Here is an 18,395-nt window from a genome sequence, read left to right as displayed (position 1 = left end):
TAAACCATTCCAGTCAACAAGTTTGCCACCTTGGGAAGAGTGATAACGACAGCGCACAGGATCCCCAGCAGCAGAGTGCAGCACGTGCTGGACATATCTGACTAAACGCAGTTGTGGGAGGAACACCCTGCTTCACTACCCAGCATCAATGTTCATACAGATAGAGAATATACGTGTTGAGCAGGTAGACAACGAACATAAAGAGACTCGTCCAGCCGACGGTGTGGAGAACACGGCCGTTGGGCCGATAAAAAAGCCCGATAATGGCAAGACTAGTCATCATGACCGCGGAGAATGCCGAAACACCATGCACAGGCGAGACATGAGCCAGTAATGGTCCGCGAGTATAAAGTACATCGTCGATCGCAAGGATGAACATAGTAAACAAGTTGCTGCCCAGCAAACTGGCCACCGCCATATTCAGTGCGCCAATGCGCATGGCAGCGATGGAGACTACCATCTCTGGGATGCTGGTAGCCAAGGCGATAAATACCGTACCCACGAAGCTGCGTTGCCAGCCCATATCCTGCGCGATATGCTCACCTACGAAAGGGAGCGCGATGGCCGCGATCACCACCAACACGGCGGCCGCCGCATAACGTGCCACGGACTGGAAGAGACTCAGGTCTGGCCGCCGATCTGGCGCATGATCGGCAAAAGCCGCCACATGATTTTTTTCGTATTGGAAGACGCTGCGCACGGCTACACCATACATGATCACTAATATGAATGTGTAAAACCCCATGTGCCCGAAACTTAGCTGATAGCCGTTGTGGGATAGCAGGATACTGAAGCCCACAAAACCTATCATCAACACACCGAAACTGGCCGAGAGGATGTGGCCCTGGCTCGATTCCTGAAAGACAGATTCGCCACGGTGCAAAAAGTCCAATAGTACTAAAATGAAGAGATTGATGACACAGGCACCCAAGGCATTGCCCACGGCAATATCCGGCAATTCAGCGACAGTCACGGAAATCACACCCGTCACCAACTCGGGCAGCGAAGTGACAGTTGCCAGCATTATCACACCGACCCAGCTACCGCCTAATCCGGTCTTGTCAGCGATAACGTCACCGAATACCGACAGCTTGACGCCGGCATAGCCGATTACTGACAGACAGAGCAGGAACTCCAGCCAAGGTAAGGCGTAGGGCGATATCATCAAGCAGAAGCCCTCCTTTCTTAACAAAGTGTAGTGTTGTAGACGTCTATAGAAAAAATAAACGTCCCTTTGCTTTTTTACTTAAATTCGGATTGGCAGTCAAACACGCCAACGAATTCATAAATTGACAATAAGCTGTCTACTTATATACCATCAATTCGTACAATATATCGATTACTAACAATAAGACACCAATGTTTAAGTGCATGTACTCAGCAACAATTTAGCTGAATCACTTGCTCTAAATTAAGTTAATCATTAAAGTATCAATCATGTTTAGCTTTCCAGGCATCAGAATCTCGCATTTTTCTCCAGGACGCGTGCGCTTAAAAGTTGATAAAGTAAAAAATAATGAAACTTTTGCAAAAAAAGTAGAAATAGAATTATCGAATACGCTGTGTATTACTGAAGTAGAAATCAATGCACTGACAGGCAGCGTGCTGGTCAAGTATGATAAATATGCCATTAAGGATGCAAAAAATTCTGATCACTTATTAGCAACTTTAAAAAAATTATTTCCGGATTTAGATACGGAAAAATTGCGGCCGTATCTGGTTGAATAACATTGGTATTTATAAATTTGCGCAATGCTTGATGGAATAAGGAAAATTAATCTATAACGTATTGGCTTTAAACTTATGCTGATCTGATAACTTTCAGTATCAGCATCTTATACTGAAAGTTATATTTTTAATTCACCGAACGAACACTGCCCACTTTTTATTTCGAGGTGATGATGTCAGTCGAAGATTTTTTTAAAAGTAGTACTGGCAAGGGTTTTGCAATAGGCATTGCTGCAGCCATTCTGGCGCCGGTCATACTGCCCGCAGTTGTGCAAGCTGCAAGACCTTTAGCGCGTGCGGCAATCAAATCTGGCATTCTGCTTTTGAATAAGGGTCGCGAAACTGCTGCCGAATTGGGAGAAGTAGTTGAAGATCTGGTTGCAGAAGCCCGGGCAGAAATTGATGAGGAACGGGCGAGAGCAGCATCTGCAACGGCAACAACAGAAGTGATTATCGAAGATAGCGTAGATATCTCAGAAGCAGGGTCTGAAACAGTTCCGGAACAAAAAGCGCCTCCCACATCCTAGCTTTATGAAATGGTCAGCGCAAATTATCCATATTACTCCCGGGAGAATTCGTTTCAAAGTACCCGCGAAACGCTACGATCCATCTTTTTTTGAAGATTTGCAGGTATATTGTAGTAGTTTTGATGGTGTCAAGCAGGTCACGGCAAATGTATTAACTGGCAGTGTTTTGCTGCTTTATGGCGAGATCGAACAAGATACGTTGATTGAGCGCATAAAAAACCATCCCTTACTTGACTTCGAATCGAAAGATTATGAGATCGAAAAATCTGGCGAGGTATTTACAGCAACTGACCAACAAACTGCTGCGCAAAAAGCCTCAAACACGTTTGCATCATTAGATTCTACTTTAAAAGAATTCAGTAATGGTTCTCTAGATTTGCGTTCTATCCTGTTTATTAGTTTCATAATGATTGCTGCGCGGCAACTTACACGAGGCTCTGTATTTGGCAATGCGCTCAGTCTGTTCTGGTATGCCATCCAATTGATAAAGCCTAAAAAGCCATAACATTGCGAAAAGGAACAATCAATTTATCGCTCGCTAATTTTTGAGCGCTACCCAAAATGTAGCAATTCGCTTGTAAAGACAGTTGTTCAGAACTCTCTTAGCTCCTTAACTGGATAATAAATTTATCAAGTCTGTTTTTTCCCAAGGCAATTCAATATCATCCCTGCCCACATGGCCATACACTGCAAGTCTCCGATAAAAACCATCCCTATTGTCCGGTAAAGTTCGCAAATTGAATTGTTTAACCACAGCACCTGGCCGGAAATCAATCACATCGAGTAAACGCGCTGCAATGTCATAATCGGAAATATTGCCAGTACCAAAGGTATTGACTTGGACTGTTACTGGCCTTGCTTGACCTATGCAGTAACTCACCAACACTTCACATTCTTCTGCCAGTCCTGCCGCAACAATATTTTTCGCAGCGTAACGGGCGATATAATTCCCTGTACGGTCTATGCGCAATGGATCTTTTCCACTCAGTGCAGCGCTGCCCATGCGGCAATATTGACCGTACCCATCGATAGCCACTTTCCTCCCAGTAAGCCCTGCATGCACTTTGGGGCCCCCGCCGAAGAAAGGACCTTGTGGATTAATGTAAATATTGGTGTCTTTATCAATACGAATACCGGTTTGTTCGACAACTGGTTCAATCACATGTTTGATTAATGCAGCATTTAAATCTTTAACATTATCGGAGTGAACTTCATTGTGACTGGCAACCAACACCATGCTGTGCATGCGCTCCGGCTTATTGTCTATGTATTCAATTGCGACTTCCGACATTCCATCGGGCAACAAACCGGATATACGTTCACTTTCACGCACCTGCGACAATTGCCGTACGAATCGATGTGCCAGCCAAATTGGCATAGGCAGCATAGTCGGCGTTTGCTTACAGGCATAGCCGAACACTGTTGCATGATTTTCTGCAGTAATGTTGTCCAACTCCGCATCACTCATTTGTGTTTCATCACGTGTGACATATTCATCTGTTGGCAACTCAGCAAAATTGGTAAGAATGGTGCAATCTTTTGCATTAAAGTCAGGCTGAGTATAGCCCGCATTCTCAATAACATGGCGGGTAACCTCAGGAATATCCACCACCGCACTCGATGCAAACCGTGCTGCAATGAATATCACACCACTTGCTACCGCACACTCCGCATTAATTCGCGAGTAAGGATCCTGTTGTAGGAATTGATCAACAATGGCGTCGCTGATTTGATCACACAATTTATCCGGATGCCCGGCAGTTACCGACGCGGATGTAAATATAAAATTTGCTGTCATATTGCCGCCTCCTTAATTGTTTGTGAAACATCAGTAGTCAATGTGCTTGTATTACTTTAATCATATGGATTGTGTATTTAAAGGCTTGATGATGTGTTTGAAACTGTCATTGATCAGCATGGGGGCTGCAGCCCCCCCTAGAGCGACTAACAAATCGAGTACATTTAGGGGTGATGATCTAAGCCGGCTTCGCAAACCAGGAACCAGCATTACCATAGCTTGTAATAGACCAGACACTCCAATAGCATAATTTAAATATGAATTAGGCGGCAATGCGCCACGACTAAATATTGAGTGGGTTTCTGAGCGGCAGGTAATCGAATGGAGCAATTGCCCGAGTGTCAACGAATTGAAAAGTATAGTGTTAGATTGCGGACCAATACCATAGCGTAAAAATCCGTAGCCATATGCTGCCATAGATCCGGTGGTGATGATTGCGGATTCCCGCGCCATACGTATTAAATCTTGGCGCCTTATGATTTTCTCTTGAGGATCACGTGGCGGTTGCAACATTATATCTGCAGCCGGCGCTTCCATGGATAAAGCAAGCCCCGGAAATATATCAGTTATAAGATTGATCCACAGAAGTTGCATTGGACTTAATACTTCACCCGCCCCTACTGCAATACCGACCAGCATCACTTCGATTTCGGACATGTTGGTTGATATCAGATAGTGAATGGACTTGCGGATGTTGTTATAAATAGTACGCCCATGCTCCACAGCGATGATCATAGTATGCAAGTTGTCGTCTTCCAACACGACATCTGAAACCGAACGCGCCACATCGGAAGATGCGCCACCCATGGCGACTCCGATATTCGCTGCCTTTAGTGCCGGACCATCGTTAATGCCATCCCCGGTCATAGCGACAATCTTGCCGGTCTTCTGGATAGCTTGCACAATTTGCAGTTTGTTGGCTGGGCTAACACGGGCAAATACATGCACATCGTGAATCACGCCGCTTAATATTTTCTGATCGAGTTTTTCCAGGCGAGTAGAATCCAGAATTTGTAGCGGTTTACCGTTGCTCAAATTCAGTTGTTTGCCAATTGCATAAGCGGTACTGGCCTGGTCTCCTGTGATCATGACGGTATGAATTCCAGCTCGATGGAATAAACGCATCAAGTCGGGCATGCCGGTACGTAACGGATCGGTCATGCCTACCAACCCAAGCCAGATCAAATGGGCAGGGACCTCTTCCTCTTGCATAGGTTTCTCCGCGTAAGCTACACCCAGCACGCGCAGTGCATCGCCCGCCATTTGATTGTTAATATTGATCACCGAGGTACGAAAAGCATCGTCTATGGAATGCATGCCCTCTTGGTCTTGGTAAAAATCACATAGGGTTAATACTTCTTGCGGGCTCCCTTTCACGGCAATGAGGTAGCGCTCATGCGGCAAGCGGTGAAAAGTACACATATACGGTTGGTTCTCCGCACGGTGCTTGATTTTGTAGTAGGGGTATAACTGCCGCAATGATGTAATATCCAAGCCGCTGAATCTGGCTAACTCCAACAGGGCATTTTCTGTGGGCGTACCGTTCAGGCGAGTTTGCTGCCTGCTATTTGGCAGCATCGATTCATTGCAAAGACTGATAATTTCCAGAAAACGCCGATAACTGTCATCGGGAAATCCTGATACAGGTTTATCGCCTATCAGTAATTGTTCACCAGATACGAGATAGTGCTTGCCACCCACATGAGCCGTAACGGCAGTCATTCGGTTTAAGGTTAATGTACCGGTTTTATCCAGGCAAAAAACTTGTACCGAACCTAGCGTTTCAACTGCATCAAGATGGCGTACCGCTACATTATATTTGCGCATCTTGCGAATACCGAGTGCAAGCGTGGTAGTGGCCACAGCCGGCAATCCTTCCGGCACTGCTGCTACGGCCAGTGATATAGAACTCTTCAACATTTGCAATAAACCATAACCGCGCAACATTCCTAGCGCAAACATACCCAAACAGATTGCACCACTTGTGAGCGCTAATTGGGTACCAATATGACCTAATTCCTGTTGCATGGGTGTTTCAGGCGGACGCGCCTCACCAACGAGGCTTTGTATTTGTCCAATTTGTGTATTAACACCGGTCGCGATGACAACACCTACGCCATTGCCGCCGGTTATCATGGTGCCCATGTACACCATGTTGCGCCGGTCTGCGAGCGGTGTATCTTGTCTCGCAAGGGGAAGCGCAATTTTTGAAACGGGCATGCTCTCACCGGTTAAGGCTGATTCATCCACGGTGAGCTGACTGGTTTTAATTACACGCGCATCTGCGGCGACAAAATCACCGGGCTGCAGCACCAAAATATCGCCGATAGTTACACTCACATGGGGTATGGGCTGGAGCTCACCGTCACGAATGACCTGCGCATGCCGCGGGGTAATTTTTGTCAGTGAACTAATAATTTTTTCCGCCTGCATTTCTGTATAAAAACCAATACTCGCGTTAACAAGCACTACACCCATAATAATGCCTGCATCCAATATCCCACCTGTTGCTAATGAGACTAGCGCGGATGCTGCGAGCAAACCTACCGGTAGTGTAAGCAACTGCTCAAGAAACATGCTAATAGGTGAACGTCTGGCGATTTTCGGCAATTGATTCAAGCCGTACAGTTGCAGCATTCGTTGGACCGAATTTTTATCCAAGCCTTGCTGCGCATCCACATGAAATTTTTCTAAGATCTGGTTTGTATCAAGGATGTGCCAATCGATATTATCTTGAGACACCCTTGGGCTTGCGGAGGTATCCTGTGGTGAAGTAAATAAGTTTTGCGTTCGTTTCCACAGCGAATCGAAATAGGTAGCAAAATCAACTAATGCTGCATCGGTTTTGGTTAACGATCCGGTGAAGCGAAGATTTTTAATCGCTCGCTTGCAGGCTTCAAGCAACAAATAAGGCAGTTTATCCAGCGCGATATCTTTGCCATAAACAATCACTACTGACCCAGTCAAGCTATTCACTCTAACTGCCATAATGCCTGAGATCGCTCCCATTTGCTGCTCCAGCTCCTGGCCCAAAGCAGATGTACGGTACAAGATATTTATGTGATAGCGCGCTCTGCCCGGTACGCAGGTGTGCACAGGCTCTATTCGGATTTTAATGGATTTCTTACCCGAATAAGGTGAAACTTGCAGCGTTGATTTGAATTCTGTATCGCTGACCATCATATAAATTTTGCTGCACAGATTATTTTAGTAGTTGGACAGTAACTAAAGCGTATTGTGCAGCCACAAAAGGAATAGCTTTTTTATGCTAGCAGGCTGTTGAAAAACTATCTACGTTGCCGCCGCGGTGTTAAAAACAGGCTCAAAATGCTCATTTATCAGATATAAACTCCGCTTTTTTCGCCTGTTTTTGCCTATCATCGACTGCCTCGAATACGTTTTTCAACAGCCTGCTAGACGGGCGCGGCGTTTCTGCTGCATAACACACATATCACTTTTCTCAGTTCACATTTATAGTCTATCTACTATCTGCTGACTGGACTCCGCTCCGTACGGCTATAGTTCTCGTATTCCCGACGTATCAGCTCAGGACCGTATTTGCGCTCCAGTCGGCGCACCAAGAAGTGAGCGCGGGCAATGTCCTGAAAGTGCTGAATGAAGATAACATTCACCAGCGCCCCACTCAAGGCACCCAGTATGGGAACCATCTGAACCGCAGCCTTTTCAGTAACCACGACCCCGAAACGGGCAGCAATAGCAGCGATCAATATCACCATGGCTGGGTGGGATGGCTGAAGGATGCCTTTTTCCAAGACCTTCTCTGGGACCCTGGATAAGTGCAGGGCCAAGGCTATGCGGACGCCGTAGTAGCCGGTTTCTGCAGCATCATCCTCCTCAGTGCGACCGCCTAGTGCCAGGACTTCCAGGCAAGCAAGGCGGGTGCGCAAATCACTCAGATCTTCACCCTCGCTGCGCGCAATGTCAGCAATAGCCCGTAAAGTAATGATTGTGGACATAGGCAACTCGGCAATAACAGCGGGTAGTCCAAAAAACCCCCCAAGAGCCCCTGAAGTGGCCGCCAATAGCTTATGGTACCCTTCTTGAGCAGGTATGCCAGGCTGGCTATCGAGGGGACTGATCACGCTTTCCAGTGCGGTCAGCAGGGTGCGGCTCATGCCCTGACGCAGGTTCTCGTGCCAAGTCCTGGGCAACAACTTGAGGCTGCGCTCAATCGGCAAACCGACAAAATTGGTCAGGCGCGCCGCCAAGCTGGGATGCTCCAGATGCTGATGGGCAACACGTAGTGCCTCCGCATCCTCAGGCGTGAGTTGCAGGATTTCAGTCATTTCTTACCTGTAGTTAGTGTAAAAGAAATTTTGTTTAACCTAAAAACCGCAATTGGATGGAGTGGAGCGTGTGGTGATCCAGATGCGAGGCAAGGCGCGGTGAAGCCGCAGGGCTGTCCCCTGCAACGAAGAGCAACGCCGCATTCGTGCCTGGAGCGACATATGATGCACCCCGTAGCGGCCTCACCATTCTAGTGAATGAGAAAATTTCGAAAATGCCTCTATATGTCATGGATCTAACTCTCCAATCAAGTGGTCAGCCGCGGTTCTTAGGTTTAAACTTTAAATATTCATCGTTTGATTTTAGCAAAAATCAGGAATAGCGTTATGGCACTGGAGATAAGCAGACGTATCGTGAGGAAAGCTCTAGACTAAACTATTAAGTACTCTGGCTCAAGCCTGTTCAATCTCGGCATGTCGAATATCCTCACCGCTAACCATATACACTGCATACTCCGCCAAATTGCGAGCGTGCTCACCAATACGTACCAGTGATTTCATGACCAGCACAATATTGATGATGTGCCCAACGTTTCGCGCATCTTCTAGCACGTATGTGGTAAGCCTTCGTAATCCTGCCTGGAATTCTTCGCCAAGATCATCATGGCTGTTTAATAGCTTTTCAGCTCTCTCCAGATCAAGAACATCCAGAATTTCAATCGCTTCTTTTAGCAAGGCACATGCAAGTTTGCCCATTACACTGACGTCTCGGAGCAAGTAATTACTTGGGGTAGTGTGCTCATTGTTATACAGGGTTGTAGCAATATAAGCTATTTTAGTAGCCTCATCACCCAAGCGTTCAAGGTCGGTAACTGCTTTTGAGAAAGCCATAACGGCCCGCAAATCACGAGCTACCGGGCTGCGTTTTGCCAGTATTTCAGCGATTGCACTGTCTATACTTTTTTCCAAAGCGTCTACCTGCGATTCTCTTTCATTTACCACCCGTACAATATCCAGATTTTGTTGCTGAAAAGATTCAAGCGCCATTTGGATTTGATCATAAACAAGTCCAGCCATTTGTAGTACCTCAGTATGAAGGCGATACAACTCGCCATCAAAACGTCGAAAAGTATGACCTTCGAGTCCGGTAGCCATGTTCATTCTCCTTGATTCACTTTAAGCATTTAACCAAAACGGCCTGTAATATAATCTTCAGTCAACTGATGCCTAGGCTTGGTGAAAATCTGTTCGGTTGTACCGACCTCGATTAGATCGCCGAGGTGAAAATACGCGGTACGATGCGACACACGTGCAGCCTGTTGCATGGAGTGCGTTACGATAATGATCGAATAATCGGCACACAGTTTATCCATCAACTCTTCAATTTTGGTAGTCGCGATAGGATCAAGCGCAGAACAAGGCTCATCCATGAGAATGACTTCTGGATTGACTGCAATCGCACGCGCGATACACAAACGCTGCTGTTGCCCACCGGATAAGCTCGTTCCTGGCTGATCAAGACGGTCTTTGACTTCTTCCCAAAGCCCTGCTCTTTTCAAACTTGTCACCACGATTTCATCCAGCTCGACTTTGTCTTTGGCTAGACCATGAATGCGTGGTCCAAATGCAACGTTTTCGTATACGGATTTTGGAAAAGGATTGGGTTTCTGGAAAACCATTCCAACCTTGGCACGCAAGGGCACCACGTCAATTGACTTGTCATTGATATCTTGGCCATCCATCATGATTTTTCCGGTCACATGACAGTTTTCTATGGTGTCATTCATTCGATTCAAACAACGCAGAAAAGTGGATTTTCCGCAACCAGATGGACCAATCATGGCAATAATCTCTTGGCGACCGATGTCGAGCGTAACATTCCTGATGGCACGCTTGTCGCCATAAAAAACATTGATATCAGTGCAGCGTATGCGAGGATCAGCGACGGTAATCCCTCCTATAGTTTGCCTGTTATCCCGGGTGACTATGGCTGTTTGTAGGTGTATTCTGGTTTGCTTTCTTCGCTCTTTTTTTCGACGTTCAATCTGATTGTCTTGCTGTTCTATTTCAACGATATCGGCCATCAAAAACCCCTTTCCTGAATAATTTTACCAGCGTCGCTCGAATTTCTTGCGAAGGATGATCGCCAGCGCATTCATGACAAAAAGAAACCCCAGTAGCACCATAATTGCTGCTGAGGTACGTTCAACGAATGCACGTTCTGGACTGTCTGCCCATAAGAAGATTTGTACTGGGAGTACCGTCGCTGGATCAAATATGTTTGATGGTATATTAACGATAAAAGCGACCATGCCAATCATTAGCAAGGGTGCTGTCTCACCCAACGCACGAGCCATGCCAATAATCGTTCCCGTAAGAATTCCTGGAATAGCAAGCGGCAACACATGAAAATAGACTGTCTGCATTGCTGATGCGCCAACGCCAAGAGCCGCTTCGCGTATGGAAGGTGGAACAGATTTTAAGGCTCCACGGCTGGCAATGATAATCGTAGGCAAAGTCATAAAGGCAAGCACTAATCCTCCAACAAGTGGTGCTGAACGAGGAAAACTCATGAAGTTAATGAACACGGCTAGACCCAGTAACCCAAAAATAATGGATGGCACAGCAGCGAGATTGTTGATATTAACCTCGATTAAATCTGTCCATTTATTTTGGGGAGCAAATTCTTCCAGGTAAATTGCTGTGGCAACGCCCATTGGAAACGATAATATCAAGGTCACGATCAGAGTATAAATCGATCCCATCAATGCACCCCATATTCCAGCCAGCTCCGGTTCACGTGAATCACCGTTGGTAAAAAATGCGGTATTCAACTTAAGCGCCAGCTTTTCTTTGACTTCCAACTGATCAAGCCACGAAATCTGCACATCCCGCAGACGGCGTTCTGTCTCGGGCACATCACGTATCACATGTCCCTTAATTAACATATCTACCTCATCATCCGCCGGTACCCATACCAGTTGGGTTTGCCCAATCAGAGCGGGTTTATCCATAACCATCTTCCTCAACTGATAAGTCGCACCAGTGCTGACAAGACTATATAACAGGCGCTTTTCATTACGATCAGCTACATCAGGAAACATCTTGCTCAAGCTTGCTTTAACTAGACCACTATAGTCGGCAGTAGAAAGTACATCGCGGTGCCGTGTTCCTCCCGGATCTAGCAACTGTTCATCAAAATTGATTTCCAGTTGAATGAATGTTTGCTGAAAAGCAGTGTAACCTTTTGACACAATGCCGTAGAACAGCATAAAAAGAAACATCAGACCCATCATGATGGATATCAGACCAATACTCCGAAACAACTTTTCAGATAAGTGTCGTTTAGGCAGACTTGCATTGATCAGATCAATCGTTTTCGGTCTAGAAGAGGCTAATTTATTCATATTGTTCACGATATTTTTTCACCACATACAATGCAATCACATTGAGTATCAGCGTTACCACAAAAAGCACCAGTCCCAATGCAAATGCAGCCAGTGTTTTCGGACTATCGAACTCCTGGTCGCCAACCAGCAAAGTAACAATTTGGACAGTTACAGTCGTAACGGATTCTAATGGATTGATAGTCAAGTTTGCTGCAAGGCCCGCTGCCATTACCACAATCATGGTCTCACCAATGGCGCGTGACACCGCCAGCAGGATACCGGCTACAATTCCAGGAAGCGCTGCTGGTATAACAATTTTTCTGATGGTTTCAGATTGCGTTGCCCCTAGACTGTAAGCGCCATCTCGCAACGATTGGGGCACCGCATAGATCACATCATCAGAAAGTGACGATACAAACGGAATAATCATGATTCCCATCACCGCACCTGCAGCCAAAGCGCTTTCAGATGAAATATCCAGTCCCAGCGACTCACCCCAACCTCGAAAAAAGGGAGCAACAGTTAACGCCGCAAAAAATCCATATACGACTGTTGGAATACCAGCAAGAATTTCAAGCATGGGTTTGCTCAAGGCACGCAAACGTGACGACGCATACTCAGATAAATAGATGGCGGACATCAGACCGATGGGCACAGCGACCACCATGGCAATGATGGATACCAGCATGGTGCCAACAAACAAAGGGACAGCACCAAATGCACCCGATGCGCCAACCTGGCCGGGTCGAATAGCGATTTGGGGACTCCATTGCAATCCAAATAGAAAATCGGTAATGGGCACCGACTGGAAAAAGCGTATTGCCTCGAATAAAACTGACAATACGATACCCAATGTTGTAAATATCGCAATGGAAGAACAGGCTATCAGAAAAACCAGAATCGTATTTTCAACCTTATTGCGTGCTCTATGTTGCTGATCAACACGAGATAATGCATAGGTAGCGCCAGTCAGACCGAGCGCCATCATCACAACGAATAATGCAATGTTACTGATATTCTGCAATTCTCGATAGCGGTCAGCTGCTGCGGCGATTTCTGGGCGAGCCGTGCCAGCTACAATGTTCCCGTTTACTATGTTGCGAATTTCGTTGATTACAAGATTTAATTGTTGTTTTGAAAGTGAGGAGGCATCTTCAGGAAGACCTGCAATAACAAGATTTGTGATAATCGCTGATTCAGAAAACTGCCAGAAAGTAAAAATGATGAGCGCAGGAATACCACACCAGAGTGCTGTGTAGTAGCCATAGTAAACAGGCAATGAGTTGAGCTTCCGAATATCACCATTCGAAACCACCAAAGCACGCCGGCGCCCAAAATAAAAACAGGCCACCATTAATAAAAGCAAGATGAAAACAAGAGTGAGCGTATGCATATATGCTATCAAGTCTGCAAGGGTGGCGCAGAGTACAACTGCCTCACCCTATTACAATCGGTTAATTACAGATTAATTTGCAATTAGCTGCTTAACAGTCTGAGCAACCTCAGCACGCTCGGCGGTTGGCAAAGGAATCAGGCCTTTGTCTGATAAATAGCCATTATCACCCCAAGCTTTTTCACTGGTAAACTCGTTTAAATATTCCTTGATTCCTGGAATCATGCCAACATGCGCTTTCTTCACATAAAAAAATAGCGGACGGGAAATCGGATAACTGTGATCTGCGATCGTGTCAAACGTTGGTGCAACGCCGTCAATGACTGAACCTTGTACCTTGTCAATATTTTGATCCAGGAAGTTAAAACCGAAAATGCCTAGCGCTTTTGGATTTGCCTGTAGCTTCTGCAAAATCAGGTTATCGTTTTCACCTGCCTCGACATAAGCGCCGTCTTCACGGATTGTTTGACAAATTGCCTTATGTTGCTTTTCATCCTTTTTTTCTATCGCTGCGATCCAGTCAAACTTTTTACATCCCCCTTCCATGGCAAGCTCGACAAATGCATCGCGGGTACCCGAGGTGGGAGGCGGACCCAGCACTTCAATAGCAACATTGGGTAATTTTGAATTCACATCCTTCCAGGTCTTGTAGGGATTGGGAACCAACTTTTCGCTGCCCTTGGGATCGGGTACATTCTTGGCTAGCGCTAAAAACAGATCTTTCCGTGAAAGTTGCAATGGCGCAGTTTTCTTGGAATTGGCAATGGCAATACCGTCATAGCCAATTTTTACCTCAATAGCCTCAGCGATACCGTTTGCCGCACACAAGTCGACCTCTGATTTTTTAATCGCACGAGAAGCATTGGTAATATCAGGATGTTCCACGCCTATCCCGCCACAAAAGAGCTTAAAACCGCCACCTGTACCTGTAGATTCAATTTTCGGCGTTTTAAAACCAGATGTTTTACCGAAAGTTTCAGCCACTACAGTAGCAAAGGGATAAACCGTCGAGGAGCCAACAATACTAATATAATCGCGTGCGGCTTGGGTTAAGCCTGAACCGGCAGAAACCATTAGAACAGCTGCCAGAATAAATGATTTTCTAGACACTTCTTTCTCCTCGAGAAAACACGCTGATCAGTTTCAGAATGGATGATTACATTTCCCTCACCATGACTAAGTTATACTGCGCTGTTGTTACATGATTATGACACTCGAAGTGCATATAGCATCCCAAACAGGATTCGCTTTCCCAGCTATGAAGCCATCTGAATGAACGTTTTTGTAATCTTGATCAGATAACTTCACTAAAGCGTGTACCCTAGCTTCTGACCTCAATAAATAAATTGAGTCAGGATAAGGTTAAAATAGCTTGTCGTTTTACTCTGTATACTCTCACCCACAAACTTAGACGTAATTATCTTCCTTTGCAGAAAAAAATTATTCCCTGTTTATAGGCAGGAGAATTTCCTTAACTATACGATTTGGAGCTCCTTGATTGCTTTCACATATTTTTTTGGCAATGTCAATTTCAGCACACCATTTTCATATTGGGCTTGAGCCTTATTCAAATCTATTTCCTCATCCAGTCTAAATGTACGGGAAACTGGTTCACAGGTGCGCTCGCAAGAAATTATTCTTTCACCTTCTTTTTGCTCTGCCTCTTTCTTTTTTTCAACACTAATGACAACACAGTTACTTTCCAATTGAACTTTTATGTCGCTTTTATTTACACCAGGAATATCTGCATGAAGAGTATAAGCAGAAGCATTTTCGATTAAATCAGCTTTCATTTGCGGAATTTCTCCTATATGTATGCCTACATTACCGAGCCAATCTCCAAGAGTAACAAGTAGATCAGTGACATTACTGGGCAGAACTGAAGATGGTTTTATAATAGTGGTAGTGGTCTCTCCAGGAGGCGGTTGTGTGGCTGTTGTCTCACCAAGGGGAGTAGAAGGTGGTTTCTCGGCACTCGTTTCACTTGGCTGAGATGGACGTTTGGTACCTGTCATAATAGTTCTCCTTATCTATGAAAGCGACCATTTTTTAAGTCAATTAGCTTCTCAAACCAGAAGCTACAAAAAGAAGCATGAATTACTTAATCGTCGCCTTTTTAATTAGCAGCGTAGTCTTAATTGGAGATCCCGCTATTCCCTTTCTCATTCGATCGATCTCCAAGTTTTAATGTAAGAAGATAAGATGAAATAAGGGTCTAATATTGAAATCAATATCTATAATAAATAATAAATAACAAAAAAAAATACGTGCTAACACTTATATATAGAAAACAAATAAACTGCTCGGATTTATAGCAATTAATCTGATTGGTTTTATCTGAATCTGACGGAAGATTTCAGATAAGACGAACGGAGTAGCGACAGAAATGATACGACTTGAAGAAGCATAAGAAGGTTAGGAAAGATGTTACCTCACGCAGATAGAAGCAACGCTGCTGTGGTTTACCGCAACCTAGCAGCAACCGGGCTTATGCATCTATTCAATTAGTTTTGCAGAAATATATTGATGCGGTAAAGGTGGCAAGCAAGCGTATTGCCGATACAACACTCAATAGACGACCATGGCTATTGCACGGGTACTAATGGGTTTTATCTGGAACATTGCATGTCACGACAATCAGACAATCACTGATTAATCGGAAAAGGTGGTAACAGGTATGTTGCGCTGTGGCATGGTTGGACCGATGTGGGGAACCCTGGCCCAGGCTATATCGGCATTAACCAACGGAATGAACATCTCTGCAATTAGAGGAAAGCCAGCTCTGCGACGCAGTGAAATCAGGTCGGTAACCAATCCACACATATCAGCATAATCCACCGTCGTTACATGAAAAGCTTTATCAAAATCATGCTCTTAGGATCAAGCCTGAAACCACCAGAATCACTATTTGTGCAACCAATCTTATATAACAGCGCGCCAGTGTCGTTATTAATACTCTTGCTTTTGTATTCATTATTTCCTCACATAAAAAGTTCTATCAAAATCATATTTTCAGGATTACGCCTGAAACACTAAGATATCTACTTCATGTGACAATTTAATTACACATATAAAAAATCCTTAATCAACCAATAAACTTGCCCAGGCTTGTAACAAATGATCTGATAGTTTTCATCTGAAGCCAAAGGGGATTCAGATGAAACGGATGGAATAATACAGGAAAAACGGAAATATGATTTGAAGAAACATATGGAGATTGGGAAAGACGCTACTTCATGCAAGCGGAGCAACACTGCTGTTTGGGTAAGCGATCGAATATTTCGTTGTTAGGTGAACCGCTATGAGAAAGGTTGGTTGAAAACGCTGATGGATAAGCGACTTTTGCGGATATCACACCAGCAGGCACCGGTAGATGGTCATATAATCCTAAAAACCGCAATTGACCGCTTGATTGAAGAGCTAAGCGCATGACATATAGAGGCGCTCTCGAAATTTTCTCATTCACCAGAATGGTGAGGTCGCTATGAGGTGCATCGTATGACGCTCCAGGCGCGAATGCAGCGTTGCTCTTCGTTGCAGGGGGCGGCCCTGCGGCCTCATCGCGCCTTGCCTCGCACCTGGATCACCACACGCTCCACTCCGTCCAATTGCGGTTTTTAGGATAATTGACCGAGCAATATCACAGTCGCCATTCAGATTGGAATGCCAAGCACTTCTATGATCAGGTCAAGGACCCATTGAATCAAAAAATAAAAGTAGCCGGGAATATTTGGGCACAAAATTTTTATGTGGTTTTTTTGGTAAGAAAGGGTGTATATTTTCTTATGCATCTCTTCTAGTGATAATAGATCACATCAAAAACCATGGCGAAACGCGCTAAAAAAATTTATGTATTGGATACTTCTGTTTTACTTTTCGATCACAACTCCATTAAAAACTTTGAAGAAAATGATGTAGCCATTCCCATTACCTGTTTGGAAGAGCTGGATCGTTTTAAAGTAGGAAATGAAACAAAAAACTTTGAAGCAAGAGAAGCGATTCGATTTCTGGATAAACTTTCAGGGGATTATGGTCTTAACAACTGGATTCCGCTGGGAACCAAAAAAGGGAAGCTGAAAATTGTAATGTCCAATCTGGTTAACGGAATGGATGCAGAAGAGATCTATGGGAAAGGAAAGAATGATCATAAGATCATTAATGCTGCGCTGACACTGGCACATTCTGAAAAGTCTGCCAAGGTTGTTTTGGTCACCAAGGATATTAATCTGCGCTTGAAAGCCAAGGCCATAGGGCTGCCTTCAGAAGACTATGAAACTGGCAAAGTAAAAAACGTCAAGAATATTTCAACCAGTTTCCCGGTGATTGAAGGTATACCTTCAAATACGATCAATGAACTTTTTAGAAAAGGCAGCATTGAAGAAGTAGATCTCCTCGGTAACCATAAAATTGCCAACGGTTATTACATCATTAAGAATGGGAGTGATTCAGTTCTGGCGCGATACAATGAAGCCTTGAATACTATAGAACGGGTCGAGAAAACTTATGTTTATAATGTCAAACCCAGAAATGCCGAACAGACTTTCGCTGTAAATGCATTATTGGATGACAATATCAAGCTCGTCGCTCTTCAAGGTGTGGCCGGGACCGGAAAAACCCTATTGGCACTCGCATCCGCACTAGAACAAAAAAATAAATACAACCAGATCATTCTCGCCCGACCTATTATTCCATTAAGCAATCGCGAGATCGGATTCTTGCCGGGTAGCGCTGAGGATAAGATTTCTCCCTACATGCAGCCATTATGGGATAACCTGAAATACATCAAAAGTCAATTCCGTGCTACTGAAAAGAAATCCAAGATTTTGGACGACATGGAAGAAAGCGGTAAGCTCTCAATCACTGCGCTGGCCTTTATCCGTGGACGAAGCTTATCCAATGTAATGTTTATCATTGATGAAGCGCAGAATCTGACGCCACATGAAGTTAAAACGATTATCACTCGTGCTGGTGAAGGAACAAAAGTAGTATTCACGGGCGATATACACCAGATCGATACACCCTACATGGACGAACAATCAAATGGTCTCACTTACCTGATCGATCGTTTGAAAGGACACCCTTTGTTCGCGCATATCCGGCTTGAAAAAGGGGAACGTTCAGCATTGGCGAATCTCGCGAACGAACTGCTGTAATTGTTATGAGGTAAGAGTTAGTTAGGCAAGGTACTTTTAACCTAATTCCATTTCTACATTAAACCTGATTTTGTCGGCTTCTCCTTGCCGTATTATTTATACTGTCTGCGGCTCGCCTTCGCATCATGTTTGATCTAGAAATGGAATAAGAACCGCAGTT

The 18,395-nt window shown here is 44.7% G+C and carries 16 protein-coding genes; 4 read left to right on the top strand and 12 right to left on the bottom strand.

Translation table 11 applies throughout. From position 1 onward, the window contains the following. Positions 1–145: 145 nt before the first annotated feature. Positions 146–1,165, bottom strand: a complete 1,020-nt coding sequence (locus R2Q26_RS01295; RefSeq protein WP_317534605.1) for a sodium:calcium antiporter — start codon at positions 1,163–1,165, stop codon at positions 146–148. Positions 1,166–1,437: 272 nt separating this feature from the next. On the opposite strand from R2Q26_RS01295, the gene R2Q26_RS01290 reads away from it, so the two are divergent. The 3 genes from R2Q26_RS01290 to R2Q26_RS01280 all read left to right on the top strand — a co-directional run bounded on the left by R2Q26_RS01290 (position 1,438) and on the right by R2Q26_RS01280 (position 2,760). Continuing rightward, entirely contained in the window at positions 1,438–1,728 is a 291-nt protein-coding gene (locus tag R2Q26_RS01290; RefSeq protein WP_090569485.1) for an HMA2 domain-containing protein, read from the top strand. A 170-nt stretch (positions 1,729–1,898) separates the two neighbouring features. After that, complete coding sequence (locus R2Q26_RS01285; RefSeq protein ID WP_317534604.1) at positions 1,899–2,255, top strand: DUF5132 domain-containing protein; 357 nt, start codon at positions 1,899–1,901, stop codon at positions 2,253–2,255. Positions 2,256–2,259: 4 nt separating this feature from the next. Continuing rightward, complete coding sequence (locus R2Q26_RS01280) at positions 2,260–2,760, top strand: HMA2 domain-containing protein (protein ID WP_317534603.1); 501 nt, start codon at positions 2,260–2,262, stop codon at positions 2,758–2,760. A 105-nt stretch (positions 2,761–2,865) separates the two neighbouring features. On the opposite strand, the gene metK is transcribed toward R2Q26_RS01280, so the two are convergent. From metK to R2Q26_RS01225, 11 genes are all read right to left on the bottom strand, one after another. Next, positions 2,866–4,053, bottom strand: a complete 1,188-nt coding sequence (gene metK / locus R2Q26_RS01275) for a methionine adenosyltransferase (RefSeq protein ID WP_317534602.1) — start codon at positions 4,051–4,053, stop codon at positions 2,866–2,868. Positions 4,054–4,113: 60 nt separating this feature from the next. Then, the gene (locus R2Q26_RS01270) at positions 4,114–7,236 is read right to left on the bottom strand and encodes an HAD-IC family P-type ATPase (protein WP_317534601.1); all 3,123 of its coding nucleotides are present in this window, start codon (positions 7,234–7,236) and stop codon (positions 4,114–4,116) included. A gap of 302 nt (positions 7,237–7,538) precedes the next feature. Then, on the bottom strand, positions 7,539–8,360 hold the full coding sequence (locus R2Q26_RS01265) for an EcsC family protein (RefSeq protein ID WP_317534600.1): 822 nt from the start codon (positions 8,358–8,360) through the stop codon (positions 7,539–7,541). Between the two features lie 34 nt (positions 8,361–8,394). Further along, positions 8,395–8,592, bottom strand: coding sequence for a hypothetical protein (locus R2Q26_RS01260; protein ID WP_317534599.1), 198 nt, complete (start codon positions 8,590–8,592; stop codon positions 8,395–8,397). A 161-nt stretch (positions 8,593–8,753) separates the two neighbouring features. Then, entirely contained in the window at positions 8,754–9,455 is a 702-nt protein-coding gene (phoU, locus tag R2Q26_RS01255) for a phosphate signaling complex protein PhoU (RefSeq protein WP_317534598.1), read from the bottom strand. A gap of 29 nt (positions 9,456–9,484) precedes the next feature. Beyond that, entirely contained in the window at positions 9,485–10,384 is a 900-nt protein-coding gene (pstB, locus tag R2Q26_RS01250; protein ID WP_317534597.1) for a phosphate ABC transporter ATP-binding protein PstB, read from the bottom strand. Between the two features lie 24 nt (positions 10,385–10,408). Beyond that, positions 10,409–11,707 (bottom strand): phosphate ABC transporter permease PstA, encoded by a 1,299-nt coding sequence (gene pstA / locus R2Q26_RS01245; protein ID WP_317534596.1) that lies wholly within the window; start codon positions 11,705–11,707, stop codon positions 10,409–10,411. After that, positions 11,700–13,082: a phosphate ABC transporter permease subunit PstC gene (gene pstC / locus R2Q26_RS01240; RefSeq protein WP_317534595.1), complete on the bottom strand. Its 1,383-nt coding sequence runs from the start codon at positions 13,080–13,082 to the stop codon at positions 11,700–11,702. The genes pstA and pstC overlap by 8 nt, the downstream gene beginning before the upstream one ends. Positions 13,083–13,154: 72 nt before the next feature. Beyond that, positions 13,155–14,156 (bottom strand): PstS family phosphate ABC transporter substrate-binding protein, encoded by a 1,002-nt coding sequence (locus R2Q26_RS01235; protein ID WP_317534594.1) that lies wholly within the window; start codon positions 14,154–14,156, stop codon positions 13,155–13,157. A gap of 401 nt (positions 14,157–14,557) precedes the next feature. Then, on the bottom strand, positions 14,558–15,097 hold the full coding sequence (locus R2Q26_RS01230; RefSeq protein ID WP_317534593.1) for an Hsp20/alpha crystallin family protein: 540 nt from the start codon (positions 15,095–15,097) through the stop codon (positions 14,558–14,560). Positions 15,098–15,734: 637 nt separating this feature from the next. Beyond that, a complete protein-coding gene (locus R2Q26_RS01225; protein ID WP_317534592.1) occupies positions 15,735–15,905 on the bottom strand; it encodes a hypothetical protein in 171 nt (56 codons plus the stop codon). Positions 15,906–16,906: 1,001 nt separating this feature from the next. Between R2Q26_RS01225 and R2Q26_RS01220 the strand changes: the two genes are divergently transcribed. Then, positions 16,907–18,235 (top strand): PhoH family protein, encoded by a 1,329-nt coding sequence (locus R2Q26_RS01220; RefSeq protein WP_317534591.1) that lies wholly within the window; start codon positions 16,907–16,909, stop codon positions 18,233–18,235. Positions 18,236–18,395: the final 160 nt, after the last annotated feature.

The sequence above is a fragment of the Nitrosomonas sp. Is37 genome (assembly GCF_033063275.1).
GTDB lineage: Bacteria > Pseudomonadota > Gammaproteobacteria > Burkholderiales > Nitrosomonadaceae > Nitrosomonas.
Note: the sequence above shows the minus strand (reverse complement) of the source record. Positions and strands in the feature narration are given on the sequence as shown.

Bases quoted from the DNA above. Each gene is read 5' to 3' on its own strand.
- R2Q26_RS01295 (WP_317534605.1), bottom strand. From the start codon at position 1,165: ATGATATCGCCCTACGCCTTACCTTGGCTGGAGTTCCTGCTCTGTCTG.
- R2Q26_RS01290 (WP_090569485.1), top strand. From the start codon at position 1,438: ATGTTTAGCTTTCCAGGCATCAGAATCTCGCATTTTTCTCCAGGACGC.
- R2Q26_RS01285 (WP_317534604.1), top strand. From the start codon at position 1,899: ATGATGTCAGTCGAAGATTTTTTTAAAAGTAGTACTGGCAAGGGTTTT.
- R2Q26_RS01280 (WP_317534603.1), top strand. From the start codon at position 2,260: ATGAAATGGTCAGCGCAAATTATCCATATTACTCCCGGGAGAATTCGT.
- metK (WP_317534602.1), bottom strand. From the start codon at position 4,053: ATGACAGCAAATTTTATATTTACATCCGCGTCGGTAACTGCCGGGCAT.
- R2Q26_RS01270 (WP_317534601.1), bottom strand. From the start codon at position 7,236: ATGATGGTCAGCGATACAGAATTCAAATCAACGCTGCAAGTTTCACCT.
- R2Q26_RS01265 (WP_317534600.1), bottom strand. From the start codon at position 8,360: ATGACTGAAATCCTGCAACTCACGCCTGAGGATGCGGAGGCACTACGT.
- R2Q26_RS01260 (WP_317534599.1), bottom strand. From the start codon at position 8,592: ATGACATATAGAGGCATTTTCGAAATTTTCTCATTCACTAGAATGGTG.
- phoU (WP_317534598.1), bottom strand. From the start codon at position 9,455: ATGGCTACCGGACTCGAAGGTCATACTTTTCGACGTTTTGATGGCGAG.
- pstB (WP_317534597.1), bottom strand. From the start codon at position 10,384: ATGGCCGATATCGTTGAAATAGAACAGCAAGACAATCAGATTGAACGT.
- pstA (WP_317534596.1), bottom strand. From the start codon at position 11,707: ATGAATAAATTAGCCTCTTCTAGACCGAAAACGATTGATCTGATCAAT.
- pstC (WP_317534595.1), bottom strand. From the start codon at position 13,082: ATGCATACGCTCACTCTTGTTTTCATCTTGCTTTTATTAATGGTGGCC.
- R2Q26_RS01235 (WP_317534594.1), bottom strand. From the start codon at position 14,156: ATGGTTTCTGCCGGTTCAGGCTTAACCCAAGCCGCACGCGATTATATT.
- R2Q26_RS01230 (WP_317534593.1), bottom strand. From the start codon at position 15,097: ATGACAGGTACCAAACGTCCATCTCAGCCAAGTGAAACGAGTGCCGAG.
- R2Q26_RS01225 (WP_317534592.1), bottom strand. From the start codon at position 15,905: ATGTGTGGATTGGTTACCGACCTGATTTCACTGCGTCGCAGAGCTGGC.
- R2Q26_RS01220 (WP_317534591.1), top strand. From the start codon at position 16,907: ATGGCGAAACGCGCTAAAAAAATTTATGTATTGGATACTTCTGTTTTA.